Source organism: Sphingosinicella sp. YJ22 (assembly GCF_011320075.1).
In the GTDB taxonomy this organism is placed as follows: Bacteria; Pseudomonadota; Alphaproteobacteria; order Sphingomonadales; family Sphingomonadaceae; genus Allosphingosinicella.
The window spans coordinates 1-9,887 of the sequence record NZ_JAANPA010000061.1 but is presented as its reverse complement, the minus strand read 5'-3'; the positions used below and the strand labels follow the sequence as shown (position 1 = coordinate 9,887).

The window sequence follows — 9,887 nt, the reverse complement described above, 5'->3', positions numbered from 1 at the left end:
GCCGCCGCGGCCGAACGGCGCGCCGCCCGTCAGCGCGCCGCCGACGAGGCCAAGGCGGCCAAGGCGGTCGCGCGGGCGTCGGGCCCCAGGCATGGCGAGTCCGCCGCCCCGGCATCGGGCAAGCCGGCGCCGACCGAGGCCGAGCTGAAGGCGGCTCGCGACGCGCGCTACGCGGCCCGCAAGGCGCGCAAGAAGTGATTCCGCGCGAGGTCATCGGGGTGGCCGAGGTGCCGAGCGGACCGCCGCTCCGGCTCGTTCGCCACGCCAATGACTTCATCATAATGCTCGATCGCAACGAGCTGATGAGCAGCCGGATGAGCGGGTCCGAGAAGGCGCTCGGGATCATGACCTGCGAGCGGCTTCGCCAGCCGGCGACGGCGCGGGTCCTGATCGGCGGCTATGGCATGGGCTTCACCCTCCGCGCCGTGCTGGAGGCGCTCGGGCCAGGCGCGCGCATCACCGTCGCGGAGCTCGTTCCGGGGATCATCGAATGGGCGCGCGGGCCGATGGCGGCGATGACCGGGGACTGCCTCGACGACCCGCGCGTCGAGGTCCGGATCGACGACGTCGCGAGGCAGATCGCGGCGGGCAAGGGCAGCTATGACGCGATCCTGCTCGATGTCGACAACGGCCCCGACGGCCTGACCCGCGAGGCCAATGACGGCCTCTATTCCACGCGCGGCCTGGACAGCGCCCGGGCGGCGCTGAGGCCCGGCGGCGTGCTCGCGATCTGGTCGGCGGGCGCCGATCCCGCCTTCACCAAGCGGTTGAAGCGCGCCGGCTTCGCGGTCGACGAGGTGCGGGTCCGGGCGCGCGAGAACGGCAAGGGGCCGATCCACACCATCTGGTTCGCGGCCAACGGTCCGGCCACCGCTGCGGCGGCTGAATGACGGGAGCAGCGCGTGCGGGGCTGGGGCGTTTCGTATCGCGCCATGTCGGCGTGCTGCTGGCGCGCAACACGGTGGTCAGCTGCGGCGTGTTCGCGATCGACCTCGCCTTGCTTTGGGTGCTCGTCCAGGCAGGCGGGATGGACATGCTGGGCGCGGCCGCGATCGCTTTCATCGCCGCCAACGGGCTCCATTATGTGTTCGGGCGGACTTGGATCTTCCGCGGCACGGAGCGCAGCGTCGGTGCGGGCTTCGTCTACTTCCTGCTCAACGCCGGGATTGGCCTCGCCGTCACCATGGCGCTCTATGCGGCGATCCTCGCATTCACCCCGCTCCACTATCTGGTGGCGCGGGTGATCGTGTCGGTGGTCGGCGGGCTCATCGTCTTCTATTTGAACGCCACGCTCAACTTCCGAAGCGTCTAGGGGCGCGCCCTTCGCCGGGAGCTGGCCGCAAGGCGCCAGCCGGCGCTCTAGGCCGGCGGCTTTTCGTCCGCCGCGCCGCCGTAGATGCGGTCGAGATAGGCAGTGGCCAGCTCGTAATGAGCCTTCACCGCCTGACTGTTAGAGGATTTCTGCGCCAACTCGACATGATCTTCCGCCCGGCGCTCATAATATTCAACGCAATCAACCAACGACACTTACAGCTCCGCGAGTTTCTTCTATTGAATCTCTTCCTGCCGAATGGGCGGGGGATCAAAGAAAGAAACTCCCGAACCTTACCGTAAGTTCCCGGTATTCTTGTTCATCCGGAATGATGTCGGGGCGGGCGGCCCCGGCACTTACCGAACCCGCGGGCCGCCGAAGGGCAGCGGGGGCGGCGGCTTGCGGTCGCGGCGCGGAAGCTGCGCCTGGTAGGCGACTCCGCAATGCTCGACGCAATAGGGGAAGCCCGGATTGGCCGACCTGCCGCAGAAGTGGAAATCGGGCTCGCCGGGGTGGCCGATCGGCCATTTGCAGATGCGCTCGTTGAGGTCGAGCAGGCTGGTCTTGTCGGCGATCTCGGGGCTCGGCTTGGCCGGCACTAGGCGGCGCGGCGGCGCGGGCGGGATCGGCGCCTGCTGCTCGCCGGGCATCTGCCGCTCGAAGCCGCCGGGGCCGATCGAGCGGGCGAGCGGCGTGCGCGGGGTCGGAGCGGCGGCGGGCGCCGGGGCCTCGTCCGCCTCATCCTCGTCCTTGAGGTCGAAGGGCGGCTCGCCGGGCACGTCGAGACTCGTGGTCGACAACACGTCGACGGGCGGTTCGGCGGCTTCGGCTGCCTTCTCCGGGGCCTTCGCCGACGCAGCGGCCGGGGCCGGAACATCGTTCGGCTTCACCGGCGACGGGCGCGACTGAAGGCCGAGACGGTGCGCCTTGCCGATCACCGCGTTGCGCGACACCGCGCCGAGCTCATCGGCGATCTGGCTCGCGGTCATGCCGCGGCTCCACATTTCCTTCAGGCGATCGATCCGCTCGTCGGTCCACGACATTCAAACAGTCTCCAGGGACTTAGCTTGCCTGGGTCCCCGGCAGCGACTAGCGACGGTGCCGATGGACAGCCAGACTTCGAAATGGGTGCAGGCCGATCCCGGCGTTCCGGTGATCCGCAACGTCAATTGGGGCGGCCTCAAGACCCTCTATGTGAAGGAGGTGCGCCGTTTCTTCAAGGTGCAGCTTCAGACGATCTGGGCTCCGGCGGTCACCACCATGCTGTTCCTCGCCATCTTCACGATGGCGCTGGGCGCTCGGCGCGAGGTGAATCTGGCCGGCACCGGCATCGCCTTCGCCGATTTCATCGCGCCCGGGCTCATCGTCATGGGGATGATCCAGAACAGCTTCGCCAATGCCAGCTTCTCGCTTCTGATCGGCAAGATCCAGGGCACGATCGTCGATTATCTGATGCCGCCTCTGTCGACGATGGAGCTGATCGCGGCGCTTCTGGGCGCGGCGGTGACCCGCGCGGTGCTGGTCGGGATCGCCGTGTGGGGCGCGATGCTGCTGTGGCCGGGCGTCCATGTTTGGCCGCAGCATCTGTGGGCGGTGGTCTGGTTCGGGCTGATGGGCTCGGTGATGCTCGGCTTCCTCGGCCTGCTCACCTCGATGTGGGCGGAGAAGTTCGACCATGCCGCGGCCGTGACCAATTTCGTAGTCGCGCCGCTTTCGCTGCTGTCGGGCACCTTCTACTCGATCGACGCGCTTGCGCCCGCCTTCCGCACGATCAGCCATGCCAACCCGTTCTTCTACGTCATCTCGGGCTTCCGCTACGGCTTCGTCGGAGCCGCGGATTCCCCGGTGCTGTTCGGCGCGGGGCTGCTGCTGGCGATCAATGTCGGCCTCGCCGCCTTGTGCTACCTGCTGCTCAAGCGCGGCTGGCGAATCCGCTCCTGACGCGGGTTGCTGCCTGAACGGCGACTGTCACAGCCATTCAGGGTCGTAACAGGAGCGGCACGATAGAGACCTCCTCAGTATTTGAAGGAGGTTTGTAATGCGTAAGGTCCTCATCTCTCTCGCCATCGCTTCGGCCACGGTCGTCGCCAGTCCGGCGGTCGCCCAGCGCTACGGCTATGGCCACCAGGGCGGCCAGATCCAGCGCGAGATCAACCAGCTTGAGAACCGCATCGATCGCTCGTTCCGGAACGGCCGGATCTCGCGCCGCGAGGCGGTGTCGCTTCGCCGCGATGCCAACGGGCTCCAGCGCGACTATTACCGCTTCGCCCGCAACGGCCTCGACCGCGGTGAGTATCGCAATCTGCAGATCCGGCTCGACCGGCTCCAGAACCGCCTGCGCCACGAGCGCCGCGACCGCGACGGCCGCCGCTGGTAAGTAAGGGTCCGGCCTTCCGGGACGAGCCGAGCCAGTTCGAGGGTTCAGGCGAGGACCGGAGGGCCGCCCACGCGTTGTTATTCCGACATCCTTGTAAGGAGGAGGAGTAACATGCGTATCAAGTTCACCCCCCTGACAATCGCCGCCGCGATAGCCGCGGGCCTGGCAGCGGCCCCGGCGGCGGCGCAATATGGCTATCCGGGCGACCGCGGCCTGATGCAGCGCTTCAACATGCAGATAGGCCAGAGCGAGCGCCGGATCGAGCGGCTGGCCGAGCGCCGAGCCATCTCCGGCGGCGAATATAACGCGCTTCGCGAACATGCCCGGGAACTGCGCCAGCGCCTGCTCCGTTTCGCCCGCAACGGTCTCGACCGCGGCGAGGTGCAGGACATTGCCGATCGCATCGACAATCTGCGCGACCGAATCCGCGACGAGCGCCGCGACGGGCACCGCAACGGCTGGTAACGGCCGGGAGGCCTGACGGAGCGATTACGGAAGGAGGAGGGCCAGGAGCGGCGATGGGACCGCTCCTGGCCCTACTTCGTCGCGCCACCATTTGACGCTCGTTCGAACCACCCCCTATAGCGACGGCATTCCCCAACCGCCCGCCCGTAGGAGTTCGCCACGATGTCGATCACGCCGCTCATGCCCGTCTATCCGCGCTCGCCGGTGCGGCCGGTGCGTGGGGAAGGGGTCTATCTCTATGGCGAGAAAGGCGAGAAATATCTCGATTTCGCCAGCGGCATCGCGGTCAACCTGCTCGGCCACGGCCACCCGGTCCTGACCAAGGCGATCCAGGACCAGGCGGCGACCCTGATCCACGTCTCCAACCTCTATGGCAGCCCGCAGGGCGAGAAGCTGGCGCAGCGGCTGGTCGACCTCACCTTCGCCGACACCGTGTTCTTCACCAATTCGGGCGTCGAGGCGGTCGAATGCGCGATCAAGACCGCGCGCCGCTACCACCACCATCACGGCAACCCGCACAAGAACACGCTGATCACCTTCAGCAACGCCTTCCACGGGCGCACCATGGCGACGATCAGCGCGACCGATCAGCCCAAGATGATCGACGGCTTCGCGCCGCTGCTCGAGGGCTTCAAGGTCGTCGAGTTCGACAATCTCGAGGCCGCCGAAGCGGCGATCGACCGGCACACCGCCGGCTTCCTGCTCGAGCCGGTGCAGGGCGAGGGCGGCATCCGCCCGGCCAGCAAGCACTTCATCCAGGGCCTTCGCCGCCTCGCCGACGAGCATGACCTGCTGCTCGTGCTCGACGAGGTGCAGAGCGGAGTCGCGCGCACCGGCACGCTCTACGCCCATGAGCAATATGGCATCACCCCCGACATCATGGCGACCGCCAAGGGCATCGGCGGCGGCTTCCCGCTGGGCGCCTGCCTCGCCACCGAGAAAGCGGCGGCGGGCATGGTCGTCGGCACCCACGGCTCGACCTATGGCGGCAACCCGCTCGCCATGGCGGCAGGCCAGGCGGTGCTCGACGTCGTCGCCAACGACGAATTCCTCGCCCATGTCCGCACCATGGGCGACCGCCTGCGCGGCGCGCTGGAGCAGATGATCCCCAATCACGACCATCTGTTCGACAGCGTTCGCGGCATGGGCCTGATGCTCGGCCTCAAGATGAAGACCGACAGCCGCGCCTTCGTCACTTACCTGCGCGACCATGGCCTGCTCACCGTCGCCGCCGGCGACAATGTCATGCGCATCCTGCCGCCGCTGGTCATCGAGCAGGCGCACATCGCCGAGTTCGTCGAGAAGCTGTCCGAGGCCGCGCGCCAGTACGAGCTTCCCGAAGCGGCCTGACGCCTGCTTCCCCGGACAATCGGTTGCATGATGGATTTCAGCGAATGACCCTGCGCACTCTCTACCCGCCAATCGAGCCCTATCGCAGCGGCCATCTCGACGTCGGCGACGGCCATTCGCTCTATTGGGAGCTGTGCGGCAATCCCGACGGCAAGCCCGCGGTGTTCCTCCACGGCGGTCCCGGCGCGGGCTGCAGCCCGGACCACCGCCGGCTGTTCGATCCGGCGCGCTACAACCTCCTGCTGTTCGACCAGCGCGGCTGCGGCCGCTCGACCCCCCACGCCTCGCTCGAGGCGAACACGACCTGGGACCTCGTCGCCGACATGGAGCGGCTGCGCGAGATGATCGGCGCCGAGCAGTGGCTGGTGTTCGGCGGCTCGTGGGGCTCGACCCTCGGCCTCGCTTATGCCGAGACCCATCCCGAGCGGACGTCCGCGCTGGTGCTGCGCGGCATCTTCACCATGCGCCGGTCGGAGATCGACTGGTTCTACCAGTCGGGCGCGTCCTTCCTGTTCCCCGACGAATGGGAGAAATATCTCGCGCCGATCCCGGCCGCCGAGCATGACGACCTCGCCGCCGCCTATCAGCGCCGGCTGACCGACCCCGACCCGGCGGTGCAGCTCGAGGCGGCCAAGGCGTGGAGCGGCTGGGAAGGCGCGACCGTCAAGCTGATCCCGGACCCGAATCTCGTCGAGACGGTGACCGAGGACCGCTACGCCATCGCCATCGCGCGCATCGAGAACCATTATATGATCAGCCGCGGCTGGTTCGACGACGGCCAGCTGATCCGTGACGCGGGGCGGCTGAAGGCGATCCCCGGAGTGATCGTCCAGGGCCGCTATGACGCCTGCACCCCGGCGGTGACCGCCTGGGACCTCCACCGCGCCTGGCCGGAGGCGGAGATGCACATCGTTTCCGACGCCGGCCACGCCTTCAACGAGCCCGGCATCCTCCACCGCCTGATCGAGGCGACGGACCGCTTCGCAACCTGAGGGGCTGAATCGGCGGACCGCGTGCCCTATATGGCCGCGATGTCTTCAAATCCTTCGTCCGCTCCCGCCTCGGTCACCAACCTCGACGAGGCGATTGGCTTCACCTTGCCGCACCGTCACGCGCGCGGCCGCCTCGTCCGCCTCGGGCCGGTGCTCGACGAGGTGCTGTCGGCCCATGCCTATCCCGCGCCGATCGCGCGCATCCTGTCGGAGGCGCTGACCCTGACCGCCCTGCTCGGCGCGATGCTCAAGGACGCTGGCGGCCAGCTCACCCTCCAGGCGCAGACCGAGTCCGGAATCGTCGACCTGCTCGTGTGCGATTATCGCGGCGGCGAGCTTCGCGGCTATGTCCGCTTCGACATGGAGCGCCTCGCCGAGACTCCGGCGCTGCCGAGCCTGGCGCAGCTGTTCGGCAAGGGCTATCTCGCCATCACCTTCGACCAGGCGGCGACCAAGGAGCGCTACCAGGGCATCGTGCCGCTGGAAGGCGACAGCCTGGCCGAGGCGGCGCAGAGCTTCTTCGCCCAGTCCGAGCAGATCCCCAGCCTGGTGCGCATCGCCATCGACGATACCGGCCATGTCGCCGGCGGCCTCCTCCTCCAGCATCTGCCGGAGGGCGAGGAGGGGCGCGAGCGGCTCCACACCCGCCTCGACCATCCCGAGTGGGAGCATGTCCGCATCCTCGCCGAGACGATCCGGTCGAACGAGCTGTTCGACGTCGACCTGCCGGTCGAGACCCTGCTGTGGCGGCTGTTCAACGAGGAAGAGGTGCGAGTCCTCGCCGCCGTGCCGCTGGTGCGCGGCTGCCGCTGCTCCGCCGAGCATGTCCGCGGCATCATCGCCCGCTTCAGCGACGAGGAGCGCTCCGACATGGCCGACGAGAACGGCACGATCAGCGTCGACTGCGAATTCTGCTCGAAGAGCTTCCCGATCGCCACGGACGACCTCGAGCCATAGAAAACAGGCGCCCGCGTTAAGCGGGGGTTTAGTCGAGCGGTGTTAGGGAGACTCTTGTGTCCGATGGACACGCTTTCCTCCCTAGATGGCTCTAGCAGCCAAACTGGGCCGTCCATCGGGCGGCCCGTTTCTGTTTTCGGCTCGTTCCCCTGTTGAGTATCGCGGCCGCAGCACCTAGCTGCGCCGCCATGGCGTCCATGGGCAAGCAAGCGATCATCCTCCTCTCCGGCGGTCTCGATTCGATGACCGTGGGCGCGATCGCGCGCGAGCAGGGCTTTGGCCTGACCGCGCTCACCGTCGACTACAGCCAGCGCCACCGGGTCGAACTCGAGGCGGCGGTGCGGATCGCCGACACGCTCGGCGTCGATCGCCACATCGTCCTTCCGCTGGATCTCAGCCGCTTCGGCGGATCGGCGCTGACCGCCGACATCGCGGTTCCGAAGGGCGGCGTCGACGAGGACGCCATCCCGGTCACCTATGTGCCGGCGCGCAACGCGATCTTCCTGACCCTGTGCCTGGGCCTCGCCGAGGCGAGCGGGGCGAGCGACATCTTCATCGGCATCAACGCGCTCGATTATTCGGGCTATCCCGACTGCCGGCCCGAATTCGTGCGCGCGTTCGAGGAGATGGCGCGGCTGGCGACCAAGGCGGGCGTCGAGGGCCAGCCGTTCCGCGTCCACGCGCCGCTGATGGACATGACCAAGGCCGACATCGTCGCCGAGGCGACCCGGCTCGGCATCGACACCGGCCTCAGCTGGTCGTGCTACGATCCGAGCGCGGACGGCGCCCATTGCGGCCTGTGCGATTCGTGCCGGCTTCGCGCCAAGGGCTTCGAGGAAGCGGGCATCGCCGATCCGACCCGCTACGCGGTGCGGGCATGAGCTACGCGGTCAAGGAGATCTTCCTGACGCTCCAGGGCGAGGGGATGCAGGCCGGCCGGCGCGCCGTGTTCCTGCGCTTCGCCGGCTGCAATTTGTGGACCGGGCGCGAGCAGGACCGGGCGAGCGCCCAATGCACTTTCTGCGACACCGACTTCGTCGGCATGGATGGCGAGAATGGCGGGCGCTACGAGGCCGAGGCGCTGGCCGACAAGGTGGCCGCATTATGGGGGGAAGGCGCCCGGCCGCTGGTGGTGATGACCGGCGGCGAGCCGCTGCTCCAGGCGGACCCGGCGTTGATCTCGGCCCTTCACGCGCGTGGCTTCGAAGTGGCCGTGGAGACCAACGGCACCCAGGCCGCGCCGGAGGGGCTCGACTGGATCTGCGTCAGCCCCAAGGGCGCCAATCCGGTCGTCCAGCGCTCAGGCGACGAGTTGAAGCTGGTGTGGCCACAGGCCGGAATCGATCCTGCCGAACTGCTCGGCTGGGATTTCCGCCATTTCATCATCCAGCCGCTCGACGGCCCCGACCGCGAAGCCTCGCTTCAGGCGTCGATCGCCCTGGTCATGGCCGAGCCGCGCTGGCGGCTCGGGGTCCAGACCCACAAGCTGATCGGGCTACCGTGACTGCTGGCAGCGGCGCAGCTCGCGGCCGCGCAGACCGGCGCAGCTGGGGCCGTTGAACAGCGTGTGCGGCAACGGCTGAAGGGCGCTGAGCGCGGGCAACTCGGAGAAGAGGCGGTCCCCGGACGGGCGAAGGGCGCTGCGCATCTCGCGGACGCGGCCGCGGGCGACCTCGTAAAGCTGACCCTTGGGCCGGGTCAGCGCTTCCTTGGCGACGTCCGCGGCGACCTGGCAGAAGCCCATCTGGCCATAGAGGCTCGAGAAATTTTGGTAGGTGGAGGTGTTCCACTGGTCGAATTCGCGCTGGCCGGCGCGCGTGTTCGCGGCATTGCGGCGGAAATAGCCCTCGAGCGTGCTGTAGGCGACGGCGAGCTCCTCGGAATGGTGATCGAGGATCGCGTTGTAATTGTCGACCGAGCGCAGGTAGCGCGAGAACTGGCATTGCAGCGCCGACACGTTGAGGCCGGCGCGCAGGTTCCACAGCAGGCCGGCGCGAAGCTCCGCCTGGCTGGCACCGGGCAGCGGGATGCCGATGACCGGGTCGCCCGGCTCGACGGTGCCGCGCTCAAAATTGGGGTCGGTGAAGAACAGCTGGGCCTGCGCCGTGGCGGGCAGGGCAAGGGCTATGGCGGCGGCCGCCATTCGGATCGTCAGCTTGTGCGCGAGATGCTTCATTCCAAACTCCGCCGGCTCCGGGACGCAGGAGCGATGCCGCGAGCCTAAAGCGGATTTCGCGCGCGTGAAACCGTTCTCGGTCTTTTTTCGTCGCGGTTGCCGGGCCGGCGGGCTCAAAGGCCCGTAATATTGCCCTGCACGGCATTGCCGCCGCGGTCCCCGCCGGGCGGGGAATCGTCGGCGTCCTCGGCGGGAGGCGGGGCTGCGCGGCTGCGCCTGGTCTCGTCGGCGCGGTCGCGGGCGCGCGGGGCGGTGCCG

At 68.3% G+C, this 9,887-nt stretch carries 13 protein-coding genes and 1 pseudogene; 11 read left to right on the top strand and 3 right to left on the bottom strand.

Annotated features, from left to right (window positions below; translation table 11 throughout):
* The 3 genes and pseudogenes from G7B71_RS15055 to G7B71_RS15045 all read left to right on the top strand — a co-directional run.
* Positions 1-198: pseudogene (locus tag G7B71_RS15055) on the top strand (hypothetical protein); the annotation flags it as partial.
* A complete protein-coding gene (locus tag G7B71_RS15050; protein ID WP_166042400.1) occupies positions 195-890 on the top strand; it encodes a spermidine synthase in 696 nt (231 codons plus the stop codon). The pseudogene G7B71_RS15055 and the gene G7B71_RS15050, both read left to right, overlap by 4 nt.
* On the top strand, positions 887-1,312 hold the full coding sequence (locus tag G7B71_RS15045; protein WP_166042398.1) for a GtrA family protein: 426 nt from the start codon (positions 887-889) through the stop codon (positions 1,310-1,312). The genes G7B71_RS15050 and G7B71_RS15045 overlap by 4 nt, the downstream gene beginning before the upstream one ends.
* Positions 1,313-1,359: 47 nt before the next feature.
* Here G7B71_RS15045 and G7B71_RS15040 read toward each other — a convergent pair whose 3' ends face one another.
* Positions 1,360-1,527 (bottom strand): hypothetical protein, encoded by a 168-nt coding sequence (locus G7B71_RS15040; protein ID WP_166042396.1) that lies wholly within the window; start codon positions 1,525-1,527, stop codon positions 1,360-1,362.
* A gap of 141 nt (positions 1,528-1,668) precedes the next feature.
* Positions 1,669-2,355, bottom strand: a complete 687-nt coding sequence (locus tag G7B71_RS15035; RefSeq protein ID WP_166042394.1) for a GcrA family cell cycle regulator — start codon at positions 2,353-2,355, stop codon at positions 1,669-1,671.
* Between the two features lie 61 nt (positions 2,356-2,416).
* Between G7B71_RS15035 and G7B71_RS15030 the strand changes: the two genes are divergently transcribed.
* From G7B71_RS15030 to queE, 8 genes are all read left to right on the top strand, one after another.
* Positions 2,417-3,253 (top strand): ABC transporter permease, encoded by an 837-nt coding sequence (locus tag G7B71_RS15030; protein WP_166042392.1) that lies wholly within the window; start codon positions 2,417-2,419, stop codon positions 3,251-3,253.
* Between the two features lie 97 nt (positions 3,254-3,350).
* The gene (locus G7B71_RS15025; RefSeq protein WP_166042390.1) at positions 3,351-3,689 is read left to right on the top strand and encodes a hypothetical protein; all 339 of its coding nucleotides are present in this window, start codon (positions 3,351-3,353) and stop codon (positions 3,687-3,689) included.
* Between the two features lie 111 nt (positions 3,690-3,800).
* Positions 3,801-4,154, top strand: a complete 354-nt coding sequence (locus G7B71_RS15020) for a hypothetical protein (protein ID WP_166042388.1) — start codon at positions 3,801-3,803, stop codon at positions 4,152-4,154.
* A 162-nt stretch (positions 4,155-4,316) separates the two neighbouring features.
* Positions 4,317-5,504: an aspartate aminotransferase family protein gene (locus tag G7B71_RS15015; protein WP_166042386.1), complete on the top strand. Its 1,188-nt coding sequence runs from the start codon at positions 4,317-4,319 to the stop codon at positions 5,502-5,504.
* 50 nt (positions 5,505-5,554) lie between these two features.
* Positions 5,555-6,496 carry a prolyl aminopeptidase gene (gene pip, locus G7B71_RS15010; RefSeq protein WP_207774819.1) on the top strand — a complete coding sequence of 314 codons (942 nt, stop codon included), beginning with the start codon at positions 5,555-5,557 and terminating at the stop codon, positions 6,494-6,496.
* 39 nt (positions 6,497-6,535) lie between these two features.
* Positions 6,536-7,453, top strand: coding sequence for an Hsp33 family molecular chaperone HslO (locus tag G7B71_RS15005; RefSeq protein ID WP_166042382.1), 918 nt, complete (start codon positions 6,536-6,538; stop codon positions 7,451-7,453).
* 188 nt (positions 7,454-7,641) lie between these two features.
* The gene (gene queC / locus G7B71_RS15000) at positions 7,642-8,334 is read left to right on the top strand and encodes a 7-cyano-7-deazaguanine synthase QueC (protein ID WP_243406268.1); all 693 of its coding nucleotides are present in this window, start codon (positions 7,642-7,644) and stop codon (positions 8,332-8,334) included.
* On the top strand, positions 8,331-8,957 hold the full coding sequence (gene queE / locus G7B71_RS14995) for a 7-carboxy-7-deazaguanine synthase (RefSeq protein ID WP_166042380.1): 627 nt from the start codon (positions 8,331-8,333) through the stop codon (positions 8,955-8,957). The genes queC and queE overlap by 4 nt, the downstream gene beginning before the upstream one ends.
* On the opposite strand, the gene G7B71_RS14990 is transcribed toward queE, so the two are convergent.
* Positions 8,949-9,629 carry a hypothetical protein gene (locus G7B71_RS14990; RefSeq protein ID WP_166042379.1) on the bottom strand — a complete coding sequence of 227 codons (681 nt, stop codon included), beginning with the start codon at positions 9,627-9,629 and terminating at the stop codon, positions 8,949-8,951. The two genes, queE and G7B71_RS14990, sit on opposite strands and share 9 nt — an antisense overlap.
* Positions 9,630-9,887: the final 258 nt, after the last annotated feature.

What these genes read in the sequence shown, in the direction of transcription:
- G7B71_RS15025 (WP_166042390.1), top strand. Translation starts at nt 3,351, where the DNA reads ATGCGTAAGGTCCTCATCTCTCTCGCCATCGCTTCGGCCACGGTCGTC.
- G7B71_RS15015 (WP_166042386.1), top strand. Translation starts at nt 4,317, where the DNA reads ATGTCGATCACGCCGCTCATGCCCGTCTATCCGCGCTCGCCGGTGCGG.
- G7B71_RS15045 (WP_166042398.1), top strand. Translation starts at nt 887, where the DNA reads ATGACGGGAGCAGCGCGTGCGGGGCTGGGGCGTTTCGTATCGCGCCAT.
- queC (WP_243406268.1), top strand. Translation starts at nt 7,642, where the DNA reads ATGGCGTCCATGGGCAAGCAAGCGATCATCCTCCTCTCCGGCGGTCTC.
- G7B71_RS15005 (WP_166042382.1), top strand. Translation starts at nt 6,536, where the DNA reads ATGTCTTCAAATCCTTCGTCCGCTCCCGCCTCGGTCACCAACCTCGAC.
- G7B71_RS14990 (WP_166042379.1), bottom strand. Translation starts at nt 9,629, where the DNA reads ATGAAGCATCTCGCGCACAAGCTGACGATCCGAATGGCGGCCGCCGCC.
- G7B71_RS15030 (WP_166042392.1), top strand. Translation starts at nt 2,417, where the DNA reads ATGGACAGCCAGACTTCGAAATGGGTGCAGGCCGATCCCGGCGTTCCG.
- G7B71_RS15035 (WP_166042394.1), bottom strand. Translation starts at nt 2,355, where the DNA reads ATGTCGTGGACCGACGAGCGGATCGATCGCCTGAAGGAAATGTGGAGC.
- G7B71_RS15020 (WP_166042388.1), top strand. Translation starts at nt 3,801, where the DNA reads ATGCGTATCAAGTTCACCCCCCTGACAATCGCCGCCGCGATAGCCGCG.
- queE (WP_166042380.1), top strand. Translation starts at nt 8,331, where the DNA reads ATGAGCTACGCGGTCAAGGAGATCTTCCTGACGCTCCAGGGCGAGGGG.